Origin of the sequence: Streptomyces sp. RKAG337 (genome assembly GCF_023701715.1) — a bacterium.
Taxonomy (GTDB): Bacteria; Actinomycetota; Actinomycetes; order Streptomycetales; family Streptomycetaceae; genus Actinacidiphila.
In genome coordinates, this window is the sequence record NZ_JAJOZA010000001.1 from 3013027 (window position 1) to 3039380 (window position 26354).

At 70.3% G+C, this 26354-nt stretch carries 26 protein-coding genes and 1 pseudogene; 20 read left to right on the forward strand and 7 right to left on the reverse strand.

Translation table 11 applies throughout. From position 1 onward, the window contains the following. The first annotated feature begins 305 nt into the window (after positions 1 to 305). Together LNW73_RS13150 and LNW73_RS13155 are read left to right on the forward strand one after the other, a co-directional pair. Complete coding sequence (locus tag LNW73_RS13150) at positions 306 to 2243, forward strand: 2-oxoacid:acceptor oxidoreductase subunit alpha (RefSeq protein ID WP_250990020.1); 1938 nt, start codon at positions 306 to 308, stop codon at positions 2241 to 2243. Then, positions 2236 to 3336, forward strand: a complete 1101-nt coding sequence (locus LNW73_RS13155; RefSeq protein WP_250990021.1) for a 2-oxoacid:ferredoxin oxidoreductase subunit beta — start codon at positions 2236 to 2238, stop codon at positions 3334 to 3336. Before LNW73_RS13150 ends, LNW73_RS13155 begins: the two co-directional genes overlap by 8 nt. Positions 3337 to 3529: 193 nt before the next feature. Here the strand turns inward: LNW73_RS13155 and LNW73_RS13160 are convergent, their stop codons facing one another. Then, positions 3530 to 3946, reverse strand: coding sequence for a winged helix-turn-helix transcriptional regulator (locus LNW73_RS13160; RefSeq protein ID WP_250990022.1), 417 nt, complete (start codon positions 3944 to 3946; stop codon positions 3530 to 3532). A 128-nt stretch (positions 3947 to 4074) separates the two neighbouring features. Here LNW73_RS13160 and LNW73_RS13165 point away from each other — a divergent pair, with 128 nt between their 5' ends. The 8 genes and pseudogenes from LNW73_RS13165 (at position 4075) to LNW73_RS13200 (ending at position 11007) form a co-directional block, all read left to right on the forward strand. Continuing rightward, positions 4075 to 4932 (forward strand): SDR family oxidoreductase, encoded by an 858-nt coding sequence (locus LNW73_RS13165; protein ID WP_250990023.1) that lies wholly within the window; start codon positions 4075 to 4077, stop codon positions 4930 to 4932. Between the two features lie 150 nt (positions 4933 to 5082). Next, entirely contained in the window at positions 5083 to 6030 is a 948-nt protein-coding gene (rarD, locus tag LNW73_RS13170; RefSeq protein WP_250977234.1) for an EamA family transporter RarD, read from the forward strand. 86 nt (positions 6031 to 6116) lie between these two features. Then, positions 6117 to 6878 carry a class I SAM-dependent methyltransferase gene (locus tag LNW73_RS13175; RefSeq protein WP_250990024.1) on the forward strand — a complete coding sequence of 254 codons (762 nt, stop codon included), beginning with the start codon at positions 6117 to 6119 and terminating at the stop codon, positions 6876 to 6878. A gap of 161 nt (positions 6879 to 7039) precedes the next feature. Beyond that, positions 7040 to 7228, forward strand: coding sequence for a hypothetical protein (locus tag LNW73_RS13180; RefSeq protein WP_250990025.1), 189 nt, complete (start codon positions 7040 to 7042; stop codon positions 7226 to 7228). Continuing rightward, positions 7225 to 8022, forward strand: a complete 798-nt coding sequence (locus LNW73_RS13185) for a hypothetical protein (RefSeq protein ID WP_250990026.1) — start codon at positions 7225 to 7227, stop codon at positions 8020 to 8022. Before LNW73_RS13180 ends, LNW73_RS13185 begins: the two co-directional genes overlap by 4 nt. After that, positions 8019 to 8996 carry a DUF6895 family protein gene (locus LNW73_RS13190; protein ID WP_250990027.1) on the forward strand — a complete coding sequence of 326 codons (978 nt, stop codon included), beginning with the start codon at positions 8019 to 8021 and terminating at the stop codon, positions 8994 to 8996. The genes LNW73_RS13185 and LNW73_RS13190 overlap by 4 nt, the downstream gene beginning before the upstream one ends. Positions 8997 to 9006: 10 nt before the next feature. Next, a complete protein-coding gene (locus LNW73_RS13195) occupies positions 9007 to 10089 on the forward strand; it encodes a serine hydrolase domain-containing protein (protein ID WP_250990028.1) in 1083 nt (360 codons plus the stop codon). A 361-nt stretch (positions 10090 to 10450) separates the two neighbouring features. Beyond that, positions 10451 to 11007 (forward strand): annotated as a pseudogene (locus LNW73_RS13200) (flavodoxin family protein). Between the two features lie 111 nt (positions 11008 to 11118). Here LNW73_RS13200 and LNW73_RS13205 read toward each other — a convergent pair. The 3 genes from LNW73_RS13205 to LNW73_RS13215 form a co-directional block, all read right to left on the reverse strand. Continuing rightward, positions 11119 to 12018: an ABC transporter permease gene (locus tag LNW73_RS13205; protein WP_250977226.1), complete on the reverse strand. Its 900-nt coding sequence runs from the start codon at positions 12016 to 12018 to the stop codon at positions 11119 to 11121. After that, positions 12005 to 13060: an ABC transporter ATP-binding protein gene (locus LNW73_RS13210; RefSeq protein WP_250990029.1), complete on the reverse strand. Its 1056-nt coding sequence runs from the start codon at positions 13058 to 13060 to the stop codon at positions 12005 to 12007. The genes LNW73_RS13205 and LNW73_RS13210 overlap by 14 nt, the downstream gene beginning before the upstream one ends. 66 nt (positions 13061 to 13126) lie before the next feature. Then, on the reverse strand, positions 13127 to 14416 hold the full coding sequence (locus LNW73_RS13215) for a LolA family protein (protein WP_250990030.1): 1290 nt from the start codon (positions 14414 to 14416) through the stop codon (positions 13127 to 13129). A 386-nt stretch (positions 14417 to 14802) separates the two neighbouring features. On the opposite strand from LNW73_RS13215, the gene LNW73_RS13220 reads away from it, so the two are divergent. The 3 genes from LNW73_RS13220 to LNW73_RS13230 all read left to right on the forward strand — a co-directional run bounded on the left by LNW73_RS13220 (position 14803) and on the right by LNW73_RS13230 (position 16400). Then, positions 14803 to 15027, forward strand: a complete 225-nt coding sequence (locus LNW73_RS13220) for a hypothetical protein (protein WP_374118091.1) — start codon at positions 14803 to 14805, stop codon at positions 15025 to 15027. Between the two features lie 126 nt (positions 15028 to 15153). Next, complete coding sequence (locus LNW73_RS13225; protein WP_250980281.1) at positions 15154 to 15645, forward strand: sigma-70 family RNA polymerase sigma factor; 492 nt, start codon at positions 15154 to 15156, stop codon at positions 15643 to 15645. Further along, positions 15642 to 16400 carry an anti-sigma factor family protein gene (locus LNW73_RS13230; RefSeq protein ID WP_250990031.1) on the forward strand — a complete coding sequence of 253 codons (759 nt, stop codon included), beginning with the start codon at positions 15642 to 15644 and terminating at the stop codon, positions 16398 to 16400. Before LNW73_RS13225 ends, LNW73_RS13230 begins: the two co-directional genes overlap by 4 nt. A gap of 25 nt (positions 16401 to 16425) precedes the next feature. Here LNW73_RS13230 and LNW73_RS13235 read toward each other — a convergent pair whose 3' ends face one another. Together LNW73_RS13235 and LNW73_RS13240 are read right to left on the reverse strand one after the other, a co-directional pair. Continuing rightward, entirely contained in the window at positions 16426 to 17070 is a 645-nt protein-coding gene (locus LNW73_RS13235) for a hypothetical protein (RefSeq protein WP_250990032.1), read from the reverse strand. Continuing rightward, the gene (locus LNW73_RS13240) at positions 17070 to 17546 is read right to left on the reverse strand and encodes an ATP-binding protein (RefSeq protein WP_250990033.1); all 477 of its coding nucleotides are present in this window, start codon (positions 17544 to 17546) and stop codon (positions 17070 to 17072) included. Before LNW73_RS13240 ends, LNW73_RS13235 begins: the two co-directional genes overlap by 1 nt. 273 nt (positions 17547 to 17819) lie before the next feature. Here LNW73_RS13240 and LNW73_RS13245 point away from each other — a divergent pair, with 273 nt between their 5' ends. The 5 genes from LNW73_RS13245 (at position 17820) to tgmC (ending at position 21406) form a co-directional block, all read left to right on the forward strand. Beyond that, entirely contained in the window at positions 17820 to 18668 is an 849-nt protein-coding gene (locus LNW73_RS13245; RefSeq protein WP_250990034.1) for a helix-turn-helix domain-containing protein, read from the forward strand. An 11-nt stretch (positions 18669 to 18679) separates the two neighbouring features. Next, positions 18680 to 18874: a DUF397 domain-containing protein gene (locus tag LNW73_RS13250; protein WP_250990035.1), complete on the forward strand. Its 195-nt coding sequence runs from the start codon at positions 18680 to 18682 to the stop codon at positions 18872 to 18874. 163 nt (positions 18875 to 19037) lie between these two features. Continuing rightward, the gene (gene tgmA, locus LNW73_RS13255; protein ID WP_250990036.1) at positions 19038 to 19289 is read left to right on the forward strand and encodes a putative ATP-grasp-modified RiPP; all 252 of its coding nucleotides are present in this window, start codon (positions 19038 to 19040) and stop codon (positions 19287 to 19289) included. 34 nt (positions 19290 to 19323) lie between these two features. Beyond that, entirely contained in the window at positions 19324 to 20268 is a 945-nt protein-coding gene (gene tgmB, locus LNW73_RS13260; protein ID WP_250990037.1) for an ATP-grasp ribosomal peptide maturase, read from the forward strand. After that, positions 20258 to 21406: an ATP-grasp peptide maturase system methyltransferase gene (gene tgmC, locus LNW73_RS13265; protein WP_250990038.1), complete on the forward strand. Its 1149-nt coding sequence runs from the start codon at positions 20258 to 20260 to the stop codon at positions 21404 to 21406. Before tgmB ends, tgmC begins: the two co-directional genes overlap by 11 nt. A gap of 77 nt (positions 21407 to 21483) precedes the next feature. On the opposite strand, the gene LNW73_RS13270 is transcribed toward tgmC, so the two are convergent. Further along, positions 21484 to 22503, reverse strand: coding sequence for a polyprenyl synthetase family protein (locus LNW73_RS13270; RefSeq protein ID WP_250977219.1), 1020 nt, complete (start codon positions 22501 to 22503; stop codon positions 21484 to 21486). Between the two features lie 150 nt (positions 22504 to 22653). Here LNW73_RS13270 and LNW73_RS13275 point away from each other — a divergent pair, with 150 nt between their 5' ends. Further along, on the forward strand, positions 22654 to 24207 hold the full coding sequence (locus tag LNW73_RS13275; RefSeq protein WP_285391038.1) for a peptide MFS transporter: 1554 nt from the start codon (positions 22654 to 22656) through the stop codon (positions 24205 to 24207). A gap of 99 nt (positions 24208 to 24306) precedes the next feature. Next, positions 24307 to 26307: a CocE/NonD family hydrolase gene (locus LNW73_RS13280; protein ID WP_250990040.1), complete on the forward strand. Its 2001-nt coding sequence runs from the start codon at positions 24307 to 24309 to the stop codon at positions 26305 to 26307. Positions 26308 to 26354 lie beyond the last annotated feature (47 nt).

A 26354-nucleotide genomic window follows, 5' to 3' on the forward strand; every position in this document is an offset into this window, starting at 1 on the left:
ATGCTGGCATGGCGCACCGGCCGTTCGGGCACGGCGCACCACACACCGGTACGGAGCAGCACGCACTGGCATTGAGTCCCACTCATGCGCGCGGTCGTAGAACTGAAGCACCACGCGACAGCGTCGTACGAGTGAGGGCTTGGGGGGCGATCGAACTGTGACACAACGTGGCAGACAAAAGCTCAGCGCGACGTGCAGGAAGCGGTCAAACCCCAGGAAGGTGACCCTTACCCCCGTAGCATGTGGGTGGGATCAACGGTCATGACCGTGTCCGTGAGCCGCCGCCTCGAAGGAGGTCCGATTCAGTGACCAGCCAGGTCAGCAGCCCAGCCGTAGGACAGCCGCTGCTCGGTGAACAGCGCAAACCGGCCAAGGAGGTCCAGCGGCTGGACCGGGTGATCATCCGGTTCGCCGGGGACTCGGGTGACGGAATGCAGCTCACGGGTGACCGGTTCACCTCGGAGACGGCGTCGTTCGGGAACGACCTCTCCACGCTGCCGAACTTCCCCGCCGAGATCCGGGCACCCGCGGGAACCCTGCCGGGTGTGTCCAGTTTCCAGCTCCACTTCGCCGATCACGACATCCTCACGCCCGGCGACGCGCCCAACGTGCTCGTCGCGATGAACCCGGCCGCGCTGAAGGCGAACATCGCCGATCTGCCGCGCGGCGCGGAGATCATCGTCAACACGGACGAGTTCACCAAGCGGGCGATGGCGAAGGTCGGTTACGCGGCCAGCCCGCTGGAGGACGGCTCGCTGGAGGCGTACGCGATCCATCCGGTGCCGCTGACGAGCCTGACCGTGGAGGCCCTGAAGGACTCGGGGCTGGCGCGCAAGGACGCGGAGCGCGCGAAGAACATGTTCGCGCTGGGCCTGCTGTCGTGGATGTACCACCGGCCGACCGACGGAACCGAGAAGTTCCTGCGGAAGAAGTTCGCGAACAAGCCCGACATCGCCGAGGCCAACGTCGCGGCGTTCCGGGCCGGCTGGAACTTCGGGGAGACCACCGAGGACTTCGCGGTCTCCTACGAGATCGCCCCGGCCTCCGCCGCCTTCCCGGCGGGCACCTACCGCAACATCTCGGGGAACCTGGCGCTGTCGTACGGCCTGGTCGCCGCGAGCAAGCAGGCCGACCTGCCGCTGTACCTGGGCTCGTACCCGATCACCCCGGCCTCCGACATCCTGCACGAGCTGTCGAAGCACAAGAACTTCGGCGTGCGGACGTTCCAGGCCGAGGACGAGATCGCGGCCATCGGCGCGGCGCTCGGCGCGGCGTTCGGCGGGGCGCTGGCCGTCACCACCACCTCGGGACCCGGTGTGGCGCTGAAGTCGGAGACCATCGGGCTGGCGGTGTCGCTGGAACTGCCGCTGCTGGTGGTGGCGATCCAGCGCGGCGGGCCGTCCACCGGACTGCCGACCAAGACCGAGCAGGCCGACCTGCTGCAGGCGATGTACGGGCGCAACGGCGAGGCGCCGGTGCCGATCGTGGCCCCGGCCACCGCCGCCGACTGCTTCGACGCCGCCATCGAGGCGGCCCGGATCGCCCTCGCCTACCGCACCCCGGTGTTCCTGCTGTCCGACGGCTACCTGGCCAACGGCAGCGAGCCGTGGCGGATCCCCGACATCGACGAACTGCCGGACCTGCGGGTGCAGTTCGCCACCGGCCCGAACCACACGCTGGACAACGGCGACGAGGCGTTCTGGCCGTACAAGCGCGACCCGCAGACGCTGGCCCGCCCCTGGGCGGTGCCCGGCACGCCCGGCCTCGAACACCGGATCGGCGGCATCGAGAAGCAGGACGGCACGGGCAACATCTCCTACGACCCGGCCAACCACGACTTCATGGTCCGCACCCGCCAGGCGAAGATCGACGGCATCGACGTACCGGACGTGGAGGTCGACGACCCGAGCGTCGTCGACGGACAGCCGCACGCCCGCACCCTGGTGATCGGCTGGGGCTCGACGTACGGTCCGATCACCGCCGCGGTACGGCGGATCCGGGCCGGCGGCGGCCAGGTCGCGCAGGCCCATCTGCGCCACCTCAACCCGTTCCCGAGGAATCTCGGAGAGGTTCTGAAGCGTTACGACAAGGTGGTGGTCCCCGAGATGAACCTCGGCCAGCTCGCCCACCTGCTGCGGGCGAAGTACCTGGTGGACGCCCGCTCGTACAACCAGGTCACCGGCCTCCCGTTCAAGGCCGAACAGCTCGCTCACGCCATCATGGAGGAGGGCGCAGATGTCTGAGGCAACCATCGCCGACCACCCCACGCCGGGGCTCCCGGCCCTGTCGTTGGTCCCCAAGTCCGACACCAAGCAGTCGATGAAGGACTTCAAGACGGACCAGGAGGTGCGCTGGTGCCCCGGCTGCGGTGATTACGCGGTCCTCGCCGCCGTCCAGTCCTTCATGCCCGAGCTGGGACTCGCCCGCGAGAACGTCGTCTTCGTCTCCGGCATCGGCTGCTCGTCGCGCTTCCCGTACTACATGAACACCTACGGGATGCACTCCATCCACGGCCGCGCCCCGGCCATCGCCACCGGACTCGCCTCCTCCCGGCGGGACTTGAGCGTCTGGGTGGTCACCGGCGACGGGGACGCGCTGTCCATCGGGGGCAACCACCTCATCCACGCGCTGCGCCGCAACGTCAACCTCAAGATCCTGCTGTTCAACAACCGGATCTACGGTCTGACGAAGGGCCAGTACTCGCCCACCTCCGAGGTCGGCAAGATCACCAAATCGACCCCGATGGGCTCACTGGACGCGCCGTTCAACCCGGTCTCGCTCGCCATCGGCGCCGAGGCCAGTTTCGTGGCGCGCACCATCGACTCCGACCGCAAGCACCTGCAGTCGGTGCTGCGCGAGGCCGCCGCCCACCCGGGCACCGCGCTGGTGGAGATCTACCAGAACTGCAACATCTTCAACGACGGCGCCTTCGACGCGCTCAAGGACCAGCAGACGGCGCAGGACGCCCTGATCCGGCTGGAGCACGGGCAGCCGATCCGGTTCGGCGCGCCCGCCGAGGACGGTCTGGGCTCCAAGGGCGTCGTCAGGGACATGGCCACCGGCGAACTCAAGGTGATCGACGTGACCGTGGAAGGGACGGCAGGGGTGCTCGTCCACGACTCCCACGCCGCGTCGCCCACCACCGCCTTCGCCCTGTCGCGCCTCGCCGACACGGACACGCTGCACCACACCCCCATCGGGGTGCTGCGCAGCGTAGAACGGCCGGTCTACGACGCCGACATGTCGGATCAGCTGGAGCGGGCCGTCGAGGAGAAGGGCAAGGGCGACCTCGCCGCGCTGCTCGCCGGCCAGGACACCTGGACGGTCGTCGGCTGACGACCGGCACACCACCACACCGGCACAGCACCACATCGCAACATCGCAACATCGGCACAGCGCCACACCGGCACACCGGCACACGACGGAGCGGTCCACGCGGATGCCCGCCCGGGGAGTTCGACGACTCCCCCGGCGGGCATCGCCGTTCAGCGGGCCGGTTCGTTCAGCGCTCGTTCGCGGGCCGGTTCGTTCAGTGCGCGGCGTCGTACGTCGCGCGCGCCTCGAACACGTCAGGCAGTGAGCCGCCGATCCAGCAGGCGAGCTCCCAGACGCGCCGCGCGGCGCCCTCACCGAGCGGGGTGAGGGAGTACTCGACGCGCGGCGGGATCACGGGGTACGCCTCGCGGTGCACGAAGCCGTCCCGCTCCAGCGCCTGGAGCGTCTGGGCGAGCATCTTCTCGCTCACCCCGCCCACCTGCCGGCGCAGCGCGCTGAACCGGTGCGTCCCGTCGATCAGCGCGGCGAGGACGAGCACGCCCCAGCGGCTGGTGACGTGCTCCAGCACCACCCGCGAGGGGCAGTCCGCAGAGAAGACGTCGGGAACGTCCCGTGGGGGCCCACTGGCGACCAGCTGCTCCAGTGCACTGGGCTCGATACTTACGCTCATGCCAGTACCTTACCTCAAAGTGGGTACTTACGATTGGTTAGTGCAGGTCCTAGGGTGAGTGCATAAGCCGATCCGGCGCGGCCACCCGGCCGAGCCGTTATTACAGGGATTACAGGGGAGCACTCACCATGAGCATCGTTGTCACCGGAGCCACCGGACAGCTCGGCCGCCTCGTCATCGACGAGCTGCTGGAGCGCGTGCCCGCCGACCGCATCGCCGCCGTGGTCCGCGACGCGGACAAGGCCGCCGACCTCGCCGCCCGCGGCGTCGAACTGCGGACGGCCGACTACAACAGCCCGGAGACGCTCAAGGCCGCCTTCCACCCCGGTGACACCGTGCTGCTGATCTCCAGCAACGATCTGCACGGCCGGGTGGCACAGCACACCGCGGTGATCGACGCCGCGAAGGAGGCGGGGGTGGCCCGGCTCGTCTACACCGGCATCCTCGGCGGGCCCGAGGCGGACTTCCTGCTGGCCGACGCCCACCGCGACACCGAGGAGCTGATCCTCGCGTCCGGGCTGCCGTACACGTTCCTGCGCAACGGCTGGTACACCGAGAACTACACGGGCCGGCTCGACACGGTGCTGGAGCACGGCGCCGTCGTCGGCAGTGCCCGCGAGGGCCGGGTCGCCACCGCCGCTCGCCGGGACTACGCCGCCGCGGCCGCCGTCGTGCTGGCCGGGGACGGTCACGAGAACGCCGCCTACGAGCTGAGCGGCGACCGCGCCTGGACCCTGGCCGAGTACGCCGCCGAAGTGGCGAAGCGCTCCGGCAAGGAGATCGTCTACACCGACCTGCCCGCCGAGGACTTCCGCGCGCTGCTGACCGGTACGGGAATGCCCGCGGACTTCGCCGAGATCTTCGCCGACGTGGACGACGCGATCTCGCGCGGCCGCCTCGCCCTCACCACCGGCGACCTGGCCCGGCTGATCGGCCGCCCGACCACCCCGCTCACGGTGACGCTCGCCGAGGCGCTGAAGGTCTGACCCGCCCGCCGGCCGCACCGCTCCGACCTGCGGATCCCGGACCGGCATCTGTTAAGCCCCGCCTGTCATGACCGTTAAGCAAGACGGCCATGACAGGCGGGGCTCGTCGGCGCTACCTTCGAGCATTGGCGTCTGCCGGAGGAGCATCCGTTGTCGCAACCAGTGAACGAGCACCGCGCGGGCCTTGCGTACGGATTCGGCGCCTATGGACTCTGGGGCGCCTTCCCGCTCTTCTGGCCGCTTCTCGAACCCGCCGGAGCGCTGGAGATCCTCGCCCACCGGATGGTCTGGTCGCTCGCCGTCGTCGCGGTGATCCTGCTGGTCATGCGCCGCTGGGCCTGGATACCGGAGCTGCTGCGGCAGCCCAAGCGGCTCGGCCTGCTCGCGGTCGCCGCCACCGTGGTCTCGGTCAACTGGGGCCTCTACATCTGGGGCGTCAACTCCGGCCATGTCGTCGAGACCTCGCTCGGCTACTTCATCAACCCGCTGGTCACCATCGCCATCGGCGTCCTGGTGCTGCGCGAACGGCTGCGGCCGCTGCAGTGGACCGCGGTCGGCATCGGCGTCGCCGCCGTACTCGTCCTGGCCATCGGGTACGGGCGGCTGCCATGGATCGCCCTCACCCTCGCCTTCTCGTTCGCCACCTACGGCTTCATCAAGAAGAAGGTCGGCATGGGCGGGCTGGAGTCGCTGGCCGCCGAGACCTCCGTGCAGTTCCTGCCCGCGCTCGGCTATCTGATCTTCCTCGGCGCCCAGGGGAACGCCACCTTCACCTCCGAGGGCCCCGGCCACGCCACCCTCCTCATCGCCTGCGGCCTGGTCACCGCCGGCCCGCTCATCGCCTTCGGCGCCGCCGCCATCCGGCTCCCGCTCAGCACCATCGGGCTGCTGCAGTACCTCGCCCCGGTCTTCCAGTTCCTCCTCGGACTCGTCTACTTCCACGAGGCCATGCCGCCCGAGCGCTGGGCCGGCTTCGCCCTCGTCTGGGCCGCCCTCGTCCTCCTCACCTGGGACGCCCTGCACAACGCCCACCGCACCCGCACCGCGGCCCGCGACGCCGCGACGGCGATGGCCGCGAAGGCCTCGGCCCCGGCGTAACCCCGCCCGGTGCCCGCGGCGCGACCCGCCCGGCACCCCGGGAAATCCGCTGGCCCGTGCCCTGGCGCGGTGTCAGGGTGGGGGGCATGATGCGCAGCTTCGAGGAACTGGTGGCCGAGGCCGAGACCGTGTCCGTCGACGGCTGGGACTTCTCCTGGCTCGACGGGCGGGCGAGCGAGGAACGGCCCTCCTGGGGGTACGCGCGGACCATGGGTGAGCGGATGGCGCGGGCCACCGCGGCGCTGGACATCCAGACCGGGGGCGGGGAGGTGCTCGCCGGGGTGCCGCGGCTTCCGGCGCTGACGGTCGCCACGGAGTCCTGGCCGCCGAACGTCGCCAAGGCCACCGCGCTGCTGCATCCGCTCGGGGCGGTCGTCGTCGCCGACGAGGACGAACCGCCGCTGCCGTTCGGCGACGCGGCCTTCGACCTGGTGGTGAGCCGCCATCCGGTGACCACGTGGTGGAACGAGATCGCGCGGGTACTGCGGCCGGGCGGAACGTACTTCTCGCAGCAGGTCGGCCCCGCGAGCGTGTTCGAGCTCGTCGAGTATTTCCTGGGCCCGCTGCCCGCCGGGGTACGGCGCGGGCGGCATCCGGACGACGCCCGGACCGCGGCCGAGGCCGCCGGGCTGGAGATCCTCGATCTGCGGATGGAGACGCTGCGCACCGAGTTCCACGACATCGGCGCGGTGATCTACTTCCTCCGGAAGGTCATCTGGATGGTCCCGGGGTTCACCGTCGAGCAGTACCGGACCGAGCTGAAGGCCCTGGACGAGCAGATCCGGACGGACGGATCTTTTGTCGCCCATACCACTCGTTTCCTCATCGAAGCCCGCAAAACCTTCTGACGCCGACGCATCCCGATACACCTTCGCCGTGCATCACGCATCCCACAATGACTCCAAATGGGTCATCTGATGCAAATGGTGCCAACTGCTCATTCTCCTCGTACGGTAAGGGGGTTGAGCATCACTGGGAACAGTGGTGACGTCTATTTGAGGAGGCAACCATGCTTGCTCAGACCTTGCACTCACCCGTTATCGCACCAGACCCGACGGCACTCGGCTTCGCGATGATGGAGCCCGAGACGGCCCTGAGCGATGCCCCGGTCTACTCGCCGCAGGCCATCGGCGGCGGGATCCTCCTCCTCGGGCTGCTGCTTTCGCCGTCGCAGCCGAAGGAGCCGAAGGACAAGTGAGCTCCGATCGGTCGCGGACGGCGTACGCCGACTCGGCGGCCGACCTGGCTCGCAGTGCCCTCGACGCCCTCCACGGCGCCGGGGGCACGGCCATGGTCGCCGCCCACGTCGAAGGAGCCGAGGACGGTGCGGCGGCGCTCGCCGCCGTCCGGGTCGTCGGGGCGGACACCTTCGCCCCCCATCTGCTGACCGGCGCCGCCCTGCACCCCCTGGACGCGGCGGCCGTGGCACGGTCCTTCACCGTCCTCCCGCCCCCGCAGGGCGTTCCCCAGTCGCCGCCCGCCGGGCCGGCCGAGCCGTGGGTGATGGCGTGGCGGGACTGGGCCACCGGATCGATGCTGGCGCGCTTCGCCGCGGAGGGCGCGGCGGCCGAGGTGGTGTCGCGGTACGCCGCGCGGCCGGCCGAAGCGCCGCTGCTCGCGCGGCGCGTCGGGCTCCGCCCGGCCGAGGCGCCGTCCCCCGGTCCCGCGCGTGACCTCGGGTGGGCCGAATGGTCCGTGCGGATGGGGCAGTTGTCCTCGCTGGCCCTTCCCGGTCTTGACGGACCCGTGCACGCGGCCGCCCGCCAGGCGCCGTTGGCGCTCGCGCGAGGTGCGACACGTTCGCTGCTGCGCCGCGACTACCCCACGGCGGCCCGGATCGCCCGGTGGCTGGCGCTCCTCCAGCACGAGGGGGTGGCGCTGCCCCTCGACCCCGTCCCGCTGGTCACGCATCTGCGGATGCTCGGCAACGGGCCCCGGCTCGCCCTCGACACCGCGATCGCCGGCAACCTACTCGGACTGGAGCCCGTATGACGGCGTCGGTGACAGCGACCGCCCACCAGGTGAGCACGAAGGCACTGGGCTGGCTGCACGAACACCACCGGCGCGGCGCACTGCCGGAAGGCACCGGCACCGATGTCTCCGACCCTCCCGGCGTCTACAAGGCGATCGGCGAACTGGCCCTCGCCGCCTCCCTGGTGGTGCGCGAGTCCGTGTCCGGCGCGACCGGACTGCGGCAGGCCCGCGACATGATGGACCACGCCTGGGGGCAGTTCGGCGAGGGCGACCTGCTCTACGCGCGGCTGCTGCGGTACCCGCTCATGACGGACTCGCTGGAGACGTACGCGCACCTCGCCCGCGGCGGCTACCGCCATGAGCCGATGCAGCAACTGCTCCGGCAGATCACCGGATTGCGGTCGGTGCGCAGCGTGGAGCACCATCCCAACCGCGCTCTCGCCGTCGCCAACGCGGCGCGCGTCACCGGTCTCGAAGGCACCGGGCGGGCGGGTGACTGGGAGGAGCTGATCCGCGCCACCTGGCTCGGGAACACTCCGGAACCCTGGCTCATCGACTGGCTGACCGGCTACAGCATGACGCACACGGTCTTCCATGTGACCGACTGGGGACGCAGACCGGAGGACCTTCCCGACGACATCGGCGACTACCTCGCCGCGTGGCTCCCGGCCTGGATCGACATCTGGGCCGAGGTCGGCGAGTGGGACCTGCTGGGCGAGCTGATGATCGTCGGCAGTTGTCTGAAGGAGCCGTACCTCGACCCGGGGGCCTGGGAGCTGATGGCCGGCATCCAGCACGAGGACGGCCTGGTGCCACGCGACGCGTCCGCCGTCTCCGACGACCCCGACGACCGGTTCGCGGACCAGCAGCACACGGCGGTCGTCGCCGCGATCGCCGGCACCCTGGCGGTCTCCCGCACCCTCGACGGAGGTTCCGGCGGCGGCTCCGGCGGCGGTTCTCCCGACGCCGACGGCAGTCCGGTTCAGCCGTGACGCGGTGGCGATGACCCGGTGGGCGGCGGAGGTGGCCGCCCCGCTGCTCGGCACCCGTTCCGGGGCCAGTGGCACCGTCGTCGCCCTGCGGCTCGGTGACGACCGGGTGTTCCTCACCGAAGGACGTACCGCCCACGTCGGCGGCGACCCGGTCGACGCCGACACCCGGTTCGAAATCGGCTCGCTCACCAAGGTTCTGACGGCCCTTCTGCTCGCGGAGCAGGCGGCCCGCGGCGAGGTCGCCCATGACGATCCCGTCTCCCGCTTCCTGCCGCCCGGAACCGGTCCGCGCCCCCGCGGCGCGCCCATGACACTGCTGCATCTCGCCACCCACACCTCGGGACTGCCGCGACTGCCGCCCGGCCTGCTGGTCTCCGGCCGCGCTCGATGGCTGACCAATCCCTATGCCGCGTTCTCGCACGACGACCTGCTGCGCGCGGTGCGGCGCACCCGGCCGCGCTTCGAGCCCGGCTCCCGGTTGCGCTACTCCAACTTCGCCGTCGGCCTGCTCGGACACCTGCTGGTACGCGCCGCCGACGCCCAGACCGCCGACCCCCATGGCACCGACGCCTACGGCACCGGCGCGGCCTGCTGCTACGAAAGCCTGCTCACCGCCCGGGTGTTGCACCCCCTCGGCCTGCTCAGGACGGACTGCGCCGCCGGCCTCCCGCAGGCCACCGGCTACTGGCACGGCCGCGCCCGGCCCGCCTGGCGGATCCCGGGCCTGCCCGCGGCGGGGGCGGCACGCTCCAGCGGACGGGACCTGCTCCACCTGCTGGACGCGCTGATCGACCCCGGCACGGCGGCCGGGCCGTCGTTGCGGGCCGGGCTCGCCGACGTGATCCGCCCCCGGCTCGCCGTCCCGCGCGGCACCCGGCGCCTCGGACTGATCTGGAACATCCAGCCGCGCCCCGGCCATGATCTCTACCACCACTCCGGCGGCACCCGCGGCTTCTCGTCCTTCGCCGGTTTCAGCCCGCAGTCGGAGGTGGCCCTCGTCGCCCTGACCAACACCGCTCCGGCCATGAACAGCACGTTCATCCAGCGCGCGTACGACGCACTGCGTGCGCTGGCGCTCCTGCGAACCCGCTGACGCCTCCCACCGGATTCCGGCACCTTCCGGCGTGCTGAGCCAGTCGAGTGGCCATCAACCGGATACCTTCATCAGCGACATGGTGATTGGTTACAAATGTCTGGTACATCCCACTAGCATGTGAAGGAATGGATGCGCCTCCCGGGCGATTGATCACAACCTGTCCAGTCCGCCGACTCCGGGTCGCCACGAAGACCACCGCACCTCAGCGCGGCAGGGTCACGTTCAGCGGCCCGCAGATGACAGCATCTGCGGGCCGCAACCCAACACCCCACCCACTCCCGCCTCGTCCCATCCCCCTGCCCGCCCGCCTCGACCGAACGGCCTTGACGAGAATTACATGCGCGTGCAATAAATGCGTATGCACACTCAGCGGACGTTCCTCTTCGTTCTCGGCAGCCCTCGCGCGGACGGCAACACCGAACTCCTGGCCCGCCGCGCCGCCGAACAACTGCCCCCGGCGCCGAGCAGCAGTGGCTGCGGCTGGCGGATCTGCCACTGCCGGACTTCGAGGACCTGCGCCACGCGGGCGACGGCCGCTACCCCGCGCCCACCGGCCACGGCAAGGTCCTGCTGGACGCCACCCTGGGCGCGACCGACCTCGTGATCGCCTCGCCGCTCTACTGGTACAGCGTCTCGACCGCCACCAAGCGCTACCTCGACCACTGGTCGGGCTGGATGCGCGTACCGGGCGTGGACTTCAAGCCCCGGATGGCCGGACGCAAGCTCTGGGGCATCACCGCTCTGGCGGGGCAGGACCCCGCCGACGCCGACGCCCTCGCGGGCACGCTGGAGAAGACGGCGAACTACCTGACGATGGAGTGGGGCGGCGTGCTGACCGGCAACGGCAGCGAGCCCGGCGACGTACTGAACGACACCGCGGCGCTGGGCCGGGCGAAGGAGTTCTTCACGGAATGACGGTGCTGCGCGGAACGATGGCGCTCCGCGGCACGATGGCGCGTCGTGGAACGATGGCGCTCCGCGGCACGACGGTGCCGCACGGGGCGGCCCGGCCTCACCCGCCGAGGTTCACGCGCTGATGTCCCGCGAGGTGAAGCGCGCCCACGCGGCGGAGCCGAACACCGCCGCGTACAGCGCCTGCAGACCGAGGTTCTTGACGATGTCGTCCCAGTAGACCGGGGCTCGCAGAACGTCCGCGAAGCTCAGCCAGTAGTGCGGGAAGAGATACGGCTGGACCACGTGCAGCTGCGGGATCGTGTCCACGATCTGCACCGTGATCACCAGGCCCACCGTCGCCGCCATCGCGCCGATGCCGCTGTTGGTGAGGGTCGAGATGAACAGCCCGATCGCGGCGACGCCCACCAGTGAGGCCGCGACCAGCGCCGCGATCATCAGGGCGCGCAGCAGGCCGTCGGAGAACGAGATGGTCGTGCCCGACAGCAGCGTCACGTCCCCCAGCGGGAAGAACGCCGCGCCGACCGCCAGTGCCGCGCCCGCCACGACCAACGTCGCCACCGCGCAGAAGACGGCCACGGCGGTGAACTTGGCGAGCAGCAGCCGGGTCCGGCCGGCGGGGGCCACCAGCAGATAGCGCAGTGTGCCGGAGCTCGCCTCGCCCGCGACGGAGTCACCGGCGATCACGCCGACCGCCATGGGGAGGAAGACCGGCAGGGTCGCGGCGAGCGACGCGAAGCTCAGGAACAGGCCGTTGTTGCTGACCTGCGAGATGAACGCGGGACCCGCTCCCTCTCCCCCGCCGCCGCCCCGGCCGGCCGAACCGCCGTCCCGGGTCTCGATCTTCACCGCGATCCCGACCAGCAGCGGCACGGCGGCGAGCACCGCCAGCAGCGCCACGGTCCGCCAGCGGCGGAAGACGATCGTCAGCTCGCTGCGGAACAGCCCCAGCGACCAGAGGGCGCTGCTCAGGGGGCGGACGACGGGGACCGCCTCGGCCTCAGCCCGCGACATCGAAGCCCTCCCCGGTCAGCGCAACGAACGCGTCCTCCAGCGAGGCCCGTTCGACCCCGAAGCCGCGGACCCGCACCCCGGCGGCCACCAGGGCCGCGTTGAGGTCCGCGAGGTCCAGCGGTTCCGCCGCTTCCGCCGATGTGGACGGTTCCGCCGATGTGGACGGTTCCGCCGCATCCGGCGGGTCGGGTGGCAGTTCGCCGGTGACCTTGTCGTCCAGGACGATCAGATCCGTCACGCCGTGCTCCTTGAGAATCCGTACCGCGTCCGCCGGATCGGGGGTCGTCACGGCGAGCCGGCCACGCGTACCGGCCGCCAGTTCCGCGACGGTCCCCTGGGTGATGAGCCGGCCGCGCGCCATGACGGCGACGTGCGAGCACACCTGCTCGATCTCGTCGAGCAGGTGCGAGGAGAGGAACACGGTCGTGCCGTCGGCCGCCAACTCCCTGATCAGGGACCGGATCTCGCGCATGCCCTGCGGGTCGAGACCGTTCGTCGGCTCGTCCAGCACCAGTAGCTCGCGCGGTTGCAGCAGCGCGGACGCGAGGCCGAGCCGCTGCTTCATGCCGAGCGAGTACGCCCGTGCCTTCTTGCCCGCGGCGGCGGCGAGACCGACCCGGTCGAGCGCGTCCCCGACCCGCGCGGTGCGCGTGCGGGGGTCCGCCGTGGGATCGGCGGAGTCGTAGCGCACCAGGTTGTCGCGGCCGGAGAGAAATCCGTAGAGCGCCGGTCCCTCGATCAGCGCGCCGACCTTCGGGAGCACCGTGCGTCCGGCGCGCGGCATCGGACGGCCCAGCACCGCGGCCGTCCCGGCCGTCGGCTCGATCAGGCCCATCAGCATCCGGATGGTGGTCGTCTTGCCCGAGCCGTTGGGCCCGAGAAAGCCGAAGACGCTGCCGCGCGGCACCCGGAGATCCAGGCCGTCCACGGCGAGCGTCCCCCGGTACTGCTTCGTCAGACCACGGGTCTCGATCACGGCCTCGACCACGGCCTCGACATCGGCCGCGGTCCCGGGTCCGGCCGCGGCGGACGGCTCTTCCATCGCACTTCCTCTGCAGGAGGACAAGAGCCCGCCCGGCCGGTGACACGGCCGGGCGGACGAAGGGGCTTACTTGGCAGCCGAGTTGGCGGCCTTGAGCAGGGCGTCCTGGTTGACGGCACCGACGTACACGGTGCCGTTGTCGGTGATCAGGGCGTTGACGAGCCGGGTCGAGAAGACCGTGCCGGAACCGAACTTTCCGGTGACGTGCTTGCCGAAGCTGTCGATCAGCCCCTGCACGTTCTTGTCGTTCCGGCCGCGCCCGGACTGCGATCCGGCGTCGGACCCGGGCAGGGCGCCCTTGGGCACCTTGATCTCGGCGACCGAATTCCAGTCCGCGCCCAGGACGTTCAGGCCTTCGAGGGCGGACGCGCCGTCCTTGTCCGCCCTCTTGTCGTTCAGCGCGGTCCGGTCGGCCTTGTCCTCCGTCACCTTGGCGCCCTTGGGCGGGGTGAACTGGAAGGTGCTCGCGTCGGGCTTTCCGAAGTCCACCTTGGTGAAGCCGATGTCGATCGCGGCCTTGCCACCGGTTTTCGGCGTCAGCGTGAACTTCAGCGGCACCCCGGTCGACGCGTCCACCGCGACACGGATCGTGCCGACCGTGGAGTCGCCGCCCTTGGGCTGGACGAGAAGCTGGTAGGCGTTGCGCCCGGCGACCTTCGCCGTGCCGTCCACGGAGACGGACGTGTTGGGGCCCGCCGCCTTGAGCGCCTGCTGGGCCGCGGCCTGCGGGGTGCTCGGGAAGTCGTCGGGCAGCTGCTTGGCGTGGTCCGTGCCGGCCTTGCCTGCGGACTTCGGCAGCGTCGAGTGGTACGCCTGGTTGGACGAGCTGTCGTACGCCCAGACCTGGTCACCGTTGTGGATGACGCTGTACTCGGCGGCCTTCTCGATGATCGAGACGCGCTGCTTGTCCGGTCCGTCGGCCGCGATGTGCAGCGTGTGGCTGCCGGCCAGCAGCTGGGTGAGCTGCGCCTTGGGGTCGGCGGCGGAACCGCTGCCCTTGCGGCCCTTGCCGCTGTCGTCGCCGCCCGCGCCGCCGAAGGGGCTGCCGCCGCCGGTGGCGCCGCCCAGGAAGGACGGCAGCCCGAGGTCTGTGGTGATCTTGACCGAGCCCGAGACCGTCTGGGTGTCGGACGCGGCTATCTTCGTCAGCAACTGCTCTGCCGTGATCTTCGGCAGATCGGGGTTACCGGAGTCGGCGAGCGCCGGGACGAGGCTGATGGTCGCCGCCGCCACCCCCGCCACCGCGACAGGGACCGCGTACCGCATCGCCTTGCGGCGACCTGGACCTCTGCCCTCTCCCCCGGTGTCTCCGGTGTCTCCCGCTTCCGGGACCTGCGTCGGTTGGATCCGTGCCATTGCGTTCCTACCTCCGTCGTCAGCGGCGGCCACGATGCCGTGCACTCGTCCACCTCTCGGGTCCATTGTCACCCGATCCGCCCCTGAGGTGGTGATATCAATCCCACCAAACCGGGAGCCCCAGCACATCAGCCGCCGGGAGCAACCCTGTGTACGCCCCCGGGATGACGAACCCCGAGGACGTACACGGGTCGGTGGAAGCCCCGGAGGTACCGGAGAGCCCGCCGGGGGCCCGTTTCGGAGGCATTCGGACCCGTTCAGCCGGGTTCAGCCGTCCCCCGGCGCTCAGGGGCAACCCTCACGTGCGGTGAGAATCACGGCTCGGACGTTGAGTCGGACGGGCGCCGTTTGCGCATACCGCACAATCGCCAGGCCAGGGTGGGTTGTTGAGCGAATCCACCGGCGCCCTGATCGCCGCGAAGACCCCGGCCTTCGCCGCGATGGTCACCGACGACCAGGGCCGCACGCTCTACCGCATCGCCAAGGACACCAAGGCCGGCGACACCCTCGGCCAGGGCGTCGGCGGAACGTGGTTCGTGAGCAGCCCGCAGGGCAAGAAGGCGGCGAGCGGCGCCGGCACGAGCACCGGCGGCGACACCTCCGGATACTGATCCGGATACCGATCCGGATTCTGATCCGAATTCTGATCCGCTGTTGATCAATCCCCAGACGGTCTCGACCTGGAGGATCGGGTGCGGAAGGATTCGCCCGTGGCCACGGAACCGAGCGAAGAGCTGATGCGGACGCTCTACAAGGAGCACGCGGGACCCCTGCTCGCCTATGTACTGCGGCTGGTCGCGGGGGACCGGCACCGGGCCGAGGACGTTGTGCAGGAGACGCTGTTGCGCGCCTGGCGCAACAGCGACCAGTTGGAGCGCGCCACCGGATCCGTCCGTCCCTGGCTGGTGACGGTGGCGCGCCGGCTGGTCATCGACGGCCATCGCAGCCGGCAGGCCCGCCCCCAGGAGGTCGATCCCGGCCCCCTGGACCTGCTGCCGGCCCAGGACGAGATGGACAAGGTGCTCCGGCTCATGACCATCTCCGACGCGATGGCCGACCTGACGGCCGCCCACCGGCAGGTGCTCGCCGAGACCTATCTGCGGGGGCGCACGGTCGAGGACGCCGCCGCGGTGCTCGGCATACCCGCGGGAACGGTGCGGTCGCGGATCTTCTACGCGCTGCGCTCGCTCAAACTCGCGCTCGAGGAACGAGGAGTGACGACATCATGACGTCGCCGCAGGAGCAGCACGCGGACGTCGGGGCGTACGCCCTCGGACTCCTCGACGACGCGGACGCCACCCGGTTCGAGACGCATCTGGCCGGCTGTGAGCTCTGCATGGCCGAACTCGACTCGCTCGCGGGCCTCGAACCACTGCTCGCCGAGTACGCGGCGGCGACCCCCGACCCCGGCGCCTTCCTTCCCGTTCCCGACCGCGCCGATGACGCGCTGCTCGGCCGGCTGCTCGACGAGGTCGCCGAGGTCCGCGCCAGGACGCGGCGCCGCCGCATGGTCCTGGTCGCGGCCGCCGCCGTCCTGATCATCGGCGGCCCGCTGATCGCCGTCCAGGCCACCTCGGGCGACACGACCTCGGCGGTCGCCGACCATGCCCCCGGCGGGCCCGCCGAGGCCGCCTTCGATCTGATACCGGCCTCCGCCAAGGTCTCCGGCACCGACCCCGCCACCAAGGTCAGCGCCACCATCGGCGTCGAGAAGAAGGCCTGGGGCAGCCACGTCGTCCTGGAACTCGGCAACGTGAAGGGCCCGCTGCGCTGCAGCCTCGTCGCCGTCGGCAAGAACGGCGACCAGCAGACCGTCACCACCTGGGCGGTCGGCCCCTGGGGCTACGGCATCCCGGACAGCCCCCACGACACCGCGCGCACCCCCCTCTACATGCACGGAGGCGCGGCCATGCAGCCGAACGAGGTCGACCACTACGAGGTGCGGACCCTGGACGGCAGAACACTGGTGGACGTCAAGGCCTGAGATCCCCTCGCGGGGCCGGCGCGGGTCAGGCGACGTCCTCGAACGCGGGGCGCCGACCCGCGCGCCGCCGCACGAAACCGCGCCGGCCGGCCAACAGGGTGATGCCCGTCCATCCGACGACGCCCATGACGAGCGTGCCGAGTTGGCTGCCCGCATCGACGTCGGAGGTCGCCTCCAGCGGGACGACGCCTTCCGGGTCGCTGACGATCTCGATCCGGTCGCCCACCTTCCACTCCGGGTGGTCCCCGTCGTAGTCCAGGGTCTCCTCGAGCTCGCCCGACCGGCCGATGAGGGTGAAGCGGTGCTTCGAGCCGCCGTCGGCCGCCGCACTGTCGGCCGCGATGCGGACGGTCTCGCGCACACCCCGGCTGTCGAGCGCGGCCTCGGGGGCGTACTGGACCGAGCCCACGAGCACGAACACCGCGGGCAGCAGGGAGAGGAAGGCCAGCCACCATGCGTGATGGAGGAAACGCAGGGCGATCACGAGGACGCAGCACCCGATCAGGCCGGTGCTGATCGGGATGGCCACCATGCCCAACGCGAGATACGAGATCCCGGTGTTGGCCGCGGCGATGATCCAACCGAGCACCACCACGACGAGGGTGAACAGGAAATACCTACCCCGCTCCACCGCCCCGCCCTGCGACTTCTGTATGTCCAGATCCGCCATCAGGGCAGGATAGACAGCCCTCCGCGAGGGTCCACGTCACGGCCCGTCGGAGCTGTCACGTCGCACCACACCGACTTTCCTGACAGCCCCAAGCGTTCCTCGCCGGTCAGGTGGTAACCCCACTCCTCGGAGAGGAGCTTGACCAGGTAAAGCCCTCGACCGCGCTCGGAGTCCTCACGTACGGGAAGGCAGTCTGGTGGATTCGGGTTGTTGTCCCACACGGCGAGCCTGAGCCGCTCCGCCCGCCAGTGCAGTCGTAACGCCACCGGTCCGTCGGAGTACTCCAGAGCGTTGGCGACCAACTCCGATGTGAGCAGCGCGGATGTGTCCAGGAGAGGGGTCAGTTCATGGGCGGAGAGGACGGAACGCAGGGTGTCACGCGCGACTCCCGCTGCACGCAGGTCATGGGGGATCTGGAGCCGGTAATCCCACTGCGCATCGGAATCGACGAGTGGGGCAGGCGTTGTTGTGATCATGGAATCTCCAGAAACAGGAGGGCTGATGCATGCGCGCCGACGTGCGGTGGCTACGCCCCTCGTCGCAAGGGGTGCACTTCCGGCTTACGGGCAGCGCAAAATAGGGGTGCGAGCGGCGGGATGCCACCTGCGTCCCGGTGTGACCGAAGCAACACAGACGGTAGGGCACATGCATGAGACGGCACAAGCATGAGACGTAAGCTGGCGCGGGTTTGGTGAGGCCGCGCTACGCCCATGCGATATGCCCGGCCTGCCACCAGGGGAGATGAACGGATGCCACCGAGGAGCTATCCCACGGCGCGACAGCGGCGCCTGGGGGCGGAGCTGCGCAAGCTCCGCGAGCATGCCGGGATGACCGCCCGGGAGGCGGGGGAGCGACTCGGCGGGAACCAGGCTCAGATCAGCCACATCGAGTCCGGTCGCTGGGGAGTCAGCGGCGACCGGGTGCGCATTCTCACCAGTCACTACTCGGCTGGGAACGCGGACTTGGTCGCGGCCTTGGTGGGAATGGCCGACGAACGCGGGAAGGGATGGTGGGACGAGTACCGGGAGGCCCTTCCGGCAGACTTTCGCGACATCGCCGAGCTTGAGCATCACGCGACCCTCATGCGTACGGTGCAGACCGTCACGGTCCCTGGAATTTTCCAGACCGAGGACTACGCGCGCGCCATGTTCGCAGCAGTGGTTCCTCCGCTCCCCTCCGAGGAGATCGGATCGCGAATCGAGCATCGCGTGCGCCGACGCGTCGTTTTCGAGCGAGAGGCGCCGCTGCCGTTCAGTGCGATCATCCACGAGGCTGCCCTGCGCATGCGATTCGGTGGGCGCAAGGTGGCGCGCGAACAGCTGGATTTCCTGAGCGCTGCTTCCGAGTGGGACTCGGTCACCATCCGCGTCATCCCGTTCACCTCCGAACTCGCGGTATCGGCACAGGGGATGCTCTACGCCTGCGGCGCAGTCCCCGAACTGGACACGGTCCAGCTCGACAGCGTGGCGGGTTCCGTATTCCTGGACGCCGAGGCCCAGTTGGACAAGTACCGGGTCATCTACGCTGCAGTGGAGGGCATGGCCCTCGATATCGGAAAGTCCAGAGACCTCATCCATCACATCGCACAAGAATTGTGAGAGAACCGGCGATGGTCACACGCATCACATGGCAGAAGTCCTCTTTTTCGGAGGGGAACGGCAACTGCGTTGAGCTTGCTATGGGCCCCGGCGGCATCCTCGTCCGCGAGAGCGACCGCCCCGACGAGGTGATCAGCACCACTCGGGCGCGCCTTCACACCTTTGTGTCCGGCATCAAGGCGGGCGAGTTCGACCACCTGCTCTGAGCGCTCTCCCGCTGAACGCCTCCTCGCTGATCCATGGCGAGCCGCACGAGGCGTGGCGGCACATCCATGCGCCGCTCCTCTTGTGCTAGTCACCTCCGTGACGCTAGCGTCACGGAGAGCGATCAATCGACTGTCGCAGCATCCGAGAACGCGAGGAGCCGTGATGCCCGAACGCGCCTCAATGCCCTGGGGATTGACCCGGATGGCACCGTTTCCCGGCGACACGCCGGCTCCGGCCCCTCGGATTGTTCTGGACGCCGGTACTCAGAGAGCGCGGTGGCTGGATACGGACGGTGTCGAGATCTCGGCTTGGTCGCAGCACAAGAAGTCCGAGACGTCGAAAGAGACGTCAACCAAGACGAGTCTTGACGGCACCCCTGATCAGGGCAGTGATCAGTCCGGCGACAGTGACTGAGGCGGAGCATGGGGAGGCCTGCCCGGTCCTCGTGGTGACCCGGCTCGATGACCCGACCGCCGACATCGTGATCGCCGAGCTGAATCGTCGGGAAGTCCCGGTGGTCCGTCTTGATCCCGGCGACTTCCCCGCTTCGGTTCAGGTGAATGCGCTGTTCGGCTGCACGAACTCTGCCGGCAGCGTGCGGACTGCCAGCCGTGTGCTGGATCTGGAGCGCGTACGGTCCGTGTACTGGCGGCGCCCGAGCCCGTACGGCAGCGGGCACGACGCGTCCGAGCAGGTGGCACGTTGGTCCGTCGAGCAGTCCCGGTACGGCCTCGGCGGAATTCTGGGGTCGCTGCGCGGGGCCCACTACGTGAACCATCCGTGGCGTAATCAGGATGCCGAGCACAAGCCCGCGCAGCTGGCGGTCGCGGCGCGCTGCGGGCTGGCCATGCCGCCGACGCTCATGACGAACGATGTGGATCGGGCCCGCCGGTTCGCCCGGGACCACGGTCCGGTGGTCTACAAACCGCTGCGCAGTACCGACTTCGTCGGCGACGACGGCCGAGCCAACACGGTCTGGGTGGAAGAAGTCTCTCCGGAAAGCATCGGCTCCGGCGTGGCGCACACTCTGCACACCTTCCAGCAGCGGGTCGACAAGGCGGCCGATGTCCGACTGACGATCGTGGGTGACGAGCTGTTCGCGGTGCGGATCGACGGCTCTCCGTTCCTGGACTGGCGCCGGGACTACGACGCGCTCTCCTACCGGTTGGTCGAGACCCCGACGGTGGTGGAAAAGGGTGTGCGCGCGTTCCTGGAAGCGTTCGGGCTGGTCTTCGGCACCTTTGACTTCGGGCTCGACACCGACGGCCGGTGGTGGATGTACGAGTGCAATCCGAACGGGCAGTGGGCGTGGTTCCCCGAGCCGATATCCACTCGAATTGCCTACGCCATCGCCGATCAGCTCCAGAGGTCCGGAGAATTCCATGCCTGTTGACGCCGCACAGCTCCGCAGTGCTCTGGCCGGACGGCTCCCTGCCGTGGATCCCGCCTGGCGTGCGGCGGTGGAGGCCGTTCCCCGCGAGTTGTTCTTCGACGGCGCCTTCTACCGCGCGCGGCAGGGCCGACGTGGAACGGAATGGGAGCCGGTCGTTCAGGCGCTGATCGGAGACGACGAATGGCTGGCACTCGTGTACGAGGACAGCACCTGGGTGACACAGATCGACGGCGCCGATGCCGACTGGAACGCCGGAGTTGTCACGACGGGGGACGCGACCTCCTCGTCAACGCTTCCGTCCCTGGTCGTCCGGACGCTGGAGGCGGCGGCGATCCAGGACGGGGACCGGGTGCTGGAGATCGGGACGGGCACGGGCTATTCAACCGCCCTGCTGAGTCATCGCCTGGGTGAGAAGCACGTCACCTCGGTCGAGGTCGACCGCGCACTGGCCGCGCGTGCTGCCGCACATCTCGCCGCCGCCGGCTACGTCCCACGGTTGATCGTCGATGACGGACTCGACTGGCGTGACGAGGAGACGGAGTTCGATCGCCTCGTAGCCACGTGCTCAGTGCGCTCCATCCCGACCGCCTGGCTGTGGCAGGTACGGGCCGGCGGCACCATCGCTGTCACGCTCAGCGGCTGGATGATGGCCTCAGGCCTGCTCCGCCTCACCGTCGGTGAGGACGGCGGCGCGCAAGGCGGCTTCACCGGTGAGCCGGTCTCCTACATGCTCGCCCGCCCGCACGGCCGTCCGCCGCGCCCCACCTTCTTCCGGCACGAGGGGGAGATCCGCGCCGGCCGGGTGAACCCGGTCCTGCTGGACGACCGGGCCGCCCACCTCGTCGCACAGCTCGCGGCACCCTCCGCCGAACTGCTCGGCTCCGGGGACGAGGTCACGCTCCTCGATGTGGCGACCGGCTCGCTGGCCTGGACGGAGGCGGCGGCGAGTGGGGACGGATGGAGCGTCCATCAGCACGGGCCGCTACGCCTGTGGGACCAGGTGGAGACGGCTCTCGCCGGATGGCAAAAGGCAGGCTCGCCGCCGCTGTCCGCGTTCGGTGTGACGGTCACGCCGGATATGGAGCAGTCCGTCTGGATGGGTGATCCGGACGGCCCATCCTGGCAGCTGCCGGCCTGACCAGAACTGCGGCCGTTCAAGCCGGTGCGGCTGATCGGCCGCAGTGGATCCGGCTCTGTCGGCGAAGGTACGGGGGGTCAGCCCGCGCGGTACACCACCGCGTCGCACAGGCCCTCCAGGGCCTGCTTCGCGGCGCAGTCCGGGAGCGGGGCGAGGGTGGCGCGGGCTTCGTCGGCGTAGCGGACGGTGTCGCGGCGGGCCTGCTCCAGCGCGGGGTGGGCGCGCAGCAGGCGCAGCGCCTCGGCGTGCCGGTGGTCGTCGGTGAGGTCGCCGGCGAGGAGGTCGCAGAGGTGGCGGTCGGCCGGGGAGGCCGAGCCGTTGGCCGCGGCGACCCGGGTGCGCAGATGGAGCACCGGGAGGGTGGGGATGCCTTCGCGCAGGTCGGTGCCGGGGGTCTTGCCCGACTCGTGGCTGTCGCTGGCGATGTCGAGGATGTCGTCGGCGAGCTGGAAGGCGGTGCCGATGCGCTCGCCGTACTGGGTGAGGATGTCGACGACCGACTCGTCCGCGCCGGACATCATGGCCCCGAAGCGGCAGGAGACCGCGACGAGCGAGCCGCTCTTGCCGCTGATGACGTCGAGGTAGTGGTCGACGGGGTCGCGGCCGTCGGCCGGGCCCGCGGTCTCCAGGATCTGGCCGGTCACCAGCCGCTCGAAGGCCTCGGACTGGACGCGGACGGCCTCGGGGCCGAGGTCGGCCAGTATGTGCGAGGCGCGGGCGAACAGGAAGTCGCCGGTGAGGACGGCCACCGAGTTGTCCCAGCGGGCGTTCGCGCTGGGGACGCCGCGGCGCACGTCCGCCTCGTCCATCACGTCGTCGTGGTACAGCGTCGCGAGGTGGGTGAGCTCCACGACCACCGCGGCGGGCACGATGCCCGGCGCGTGCGGGTCGCCGAACTGGGCGCCCAGCATCACCAGCAGCGGCCGGAATCGCTTGCCGCCCGCCCGCAGCAGATGGCGCGCGGCGCCGGCGATGAAGGGGACGTCGCTCTTGGTGGCCTCCAGGAGGCCCTCTTCCACGGCAAACAGCCCGGCCTGGACGTCGGCTTCGAGAGCCTCGTCCCGCACGCTCAACCCGAACGGCCCGACGACGTTCACGAGGGGTACTCCATTCGCCGAGATGCGTCTGAGGGGTGGCACTACTTACACGGGCAGCGTAGCCGGTCCCCTCTCGATCTTTGCCGGGGCATCGCCCCTATATGGCCGGGACAGGTCATCCACATCAGGCCGTTCGGGATCTTGCCTCATATGATCCGCATTGATGCCATTTATTCCGACCGATCGGGAGGCCGGCCGCCGGTGACCGACACGCTGACCGACGAAGCGGCCGATCCGGAGCCGCCCGCGTCCGACGACCACGCGTTCTTCGGGCATCCACGTGGGCTGCTGACGCTGTCGGGCCTGGAGGTCTGGGAGCGGTTCTCCTTCCTGGGCATGCAGGCGATCCTCGTCCTGTACTTCGCCGACTCGGTCGCCGGCGGCGGCCTGGGCATGAACCCGGGCACCGCCGCCTCCGTCTCGGCGGCGTACGGAACGATGGTCTACCTGGTCTCGGTCGGCGGCGGCTGGCTCGCCGACCGCATCCTCGGCTCGTACCGGGCGGTGCTGTGGGGCGGCATCCTCATCGCCGTCGGCCACTACTCGATGGCCTTCCCGACCCCCGCCATGACCTGGGCGGGCCTCGGGCTGATCAGCGCCGGCACCGGCCTGCTGAAACCCAATGTGGCCACCATGGTCGGCAAGCTCTACCGCACCGAGGACGAGCGCCGGGACGCCGGCTTCGCGCTGTACTACATGGGCATCAACGTGGGGGCCTTCCTCGGCCCGCTGATCACCGGCTGGCTCGGCGACCACAAGGGCTGGCACTGGGGATTCTCGGCCGCCGCGATCGGCATGACATTCGGCCTGATCCAGTACGTCGCGGGCCGCCGTCACCTGGCCGGCCGCAAGGCCTCCGCCGAATTCGAGCTGTCGCCGCCGGCCATGCGCCGTGCCGTCCGGCTGATCGTCGCAGGGCTGCTCGCCGTCGCCGTCCTGGCCACGGCGCTGGCGCTGGCCGGCTGGCTGACGATGGACCGCTTCGTCGACGTCCTGACGGTGATCTCGGTGATCGCGCCGGTCGCCTACTTCGCCGTGATGTTCCGGAGCCCCCGGGTGACCGACGAGGAGCGCGGCCGGCTGCGCCCGTACGTCGTGCTGTTCCTGGCGTCCGTGGTCTTCAACTTCATCCTGTTCCAGGCGTACTCGACGATGATGCTGCTGGCCTCGACCAACGCCCGTACGGAGATCCTCGGCTTCCACTTCCCGGCGAGCTGGTACGCCTCCGCGCTCGGCGCCTTCGAGGTCGCGCTCGCGCCCGTCGTCGCGGCGGTGTGGTCGCGGATGGGGCCCCGGCAGCCGCACGCGTCCAACAAGATCGCGTTCGGGGTGATCCTCGGCGGGCTGTCCTTCCTGCTCATGGTGCTGCCCACGTCCGGGCACAGCGACGACACGTACCAGATGGCCGTCTGGTGGATCGTCGGCTCGTATCTGCTGCTCGGGCTCGGCGACATCCTGCTGGAGACCTCCGGCATGTCGGCCACGACCAAACTCGCGCCGCGGGCCTTCGCCAGCCAGACGATGGCGCTGTGGTTCCTGTCGCTCGCCCTCGCCAACGGCATCCAGGCACAGACCGTGAAGGTCTACGGCACGGTCTCCAACGTCGCCTACTTCGGTGTCAACGGCGCCGTCGCCGTACTCGCCGGGCTCGCGGTGGTCGCCGCCGCGCCCTGGCTGCGCCGCACGATGCACCCCGTCCACTGAACCCGTCCACCGATCCCGTCCACCGAACCAGTCCACCGACCCCGTCCGCTGACCCCGTCCACCGACCCGCCGCCGCCGACGTCGTAGGGAGCCCCGCCGATGCGCATCCGTACCGAATTCCCCTACACGACCTTCGTCGAGGACGTCCGGATCCCGCTGCCCGACGGCACCCGGCTGTACGCGCGCATCTGGCGGCCGTACGCCGACGAACCGGTGCCCGCGCTGCTGGAGTACCTCCCGTACCGGCTCTACGACTGGACGGCGCCGCGCGATTCGCAGCGGCACCCCTGGTACGCGGGCCACGGCTACGCCTCCGTGCGGGTGGACGTGCGCGGCCACGGCAACTCCGAGGGGCTGCCGGGCGACGAGTACGACGCCGCGGAGCTGGCGGACGGCGTCGCGGTCGTCGAATGGCTGGCCGCGCAGTCCTGGTGCACCGGCCGGGTCGGGATGTTCGGCATCTCCTGGGGCGGCTTCAACAGCCTGCAGATCGCCGCGCTCGCGCCGCCGGCGCTCCAGGCCGTCGTCACCGTCTGCTCCACCGACGACCGCTACGACAACGACGTGCACTACATGGGCGGCTCGGTCCTCGCCGTCGACATGCACGCCTGGGCCGCGACGATGCTCGCCTTCGTCTGCCGGCCGCCCGATCCCACGGCGGTCGGCGACAGCTGGCGGCAGATGTGGCTGGAACGGCTCGAAGTCGTCGATCCGTTCATCCATACGTGGCTCGGCCACCAGAGCCGTGACGCGTACTGGCAGCACGGCAGCGTGTGCGAGGACTACTCCGCCGTCAAGGCGGCCGTCCTCGCCGTCGGCGGCTGGCACGACCCGTACCGGGACACCGTGCTGCGCCTCGTCGAGCAGCTGGACGCCCCCGTCCGCGGGCTGATCGGCCCCTGGTCCCACCAGTACCCCGACCGGGGCCTGCCGCCCGGGCCCGCCATCGGCTTCCTCCAGGAGACGCTGCGCTGGTGGGACCACTGGCTGAAGGACAAGCCCACGGGGGTGATGGACGATCCCCTGCTGCGCGCCTGGATCAGCGAGTCGCACCCGCCGGCCACGGTCTACGAGGAACTGCCGGGCCGCTGGGTCGGTGAGGACAGCTGGCCGTCGCCCGCCGTCACCTACACGCCGTACGCGCTGCCCGGCGGCCCGGTGCGGGTCGACTCCCCGCAGCACACCGGGGTCGATGCCGGCCGTTTCTTCCCGTTCGGCAACGACGCCGACCTGCCGCCGGAGCAGCGCGAGGAGGACGGCCGCTCGGTCTGCTTCGACTCCGCGCCGCTCACCGACCGCGTCGAGGTCCTCGGCCGCCCCCGGGTCCGGCTGCGGCTGCGCTGCGACGCGCCGCGCGGCCAGGTCATCGCCCGGGTCTGCGACGTGGCCCCGGACGGCTCCTCCACGCTCGTCACCCGTGGCGTCCTCAACCTCCTGGCGCGGCACGGCCGGGACCGGGCGGTGGAGTGGACCCCGGGCGAGACCGAGGACATCACGTTCGAGCTCAACGGCATCGGCCACGCGTTCCCGCACGGCCACCGCATCCGGCTCGCCCTGTCCTCCGCCTACTGGCCGTGGATCTGGCCGCACGCGCAGCCCGAGAACGCCTCAGGCTTCACCATCGAGGCCGCCGACAGCGCGCTCGACCTGCCGGTCCGGGCCCCGTCGCCGTCCGCGATCCCGCTGCACTTCGAGGAACCGGAACAGGCCCCGCCGCTCCCGGTGGTCTTCCCCGGCGCGCCCGAGCCGCGCCCCGAGCGGGTCGTCACCCGCGATGTCGCCACCGGCGCCTGGCAGTTGGACGTCGACCCGCGCTACGGCGGTACCCGGATCTACCCCGACGGCCTCGAATTCACCGAGGACGCCCTGGAGACCTACCGCATCGAATCCGGCGACCCGCTCTCCGCCGCCACCCGCTCCCTGTGGCACGTCCGGCTGCGCCGTCCGGACCTCGGCTGGGACGTCAGCATCGACACCCGGTCCGAGATCCAGGCGGACGCCACGCACTTCGTCACCTTCAACGAGGTGACCTGCCACTCCGGCGACGAGACCGTCTTCCACCGCACCTGGAACCGCCGCATCCCGCGGACGGCGGGCTGAAAACGGCGAACGGCCGCCGAACGCCTGAAGCGTTCGACGGCCGTTTC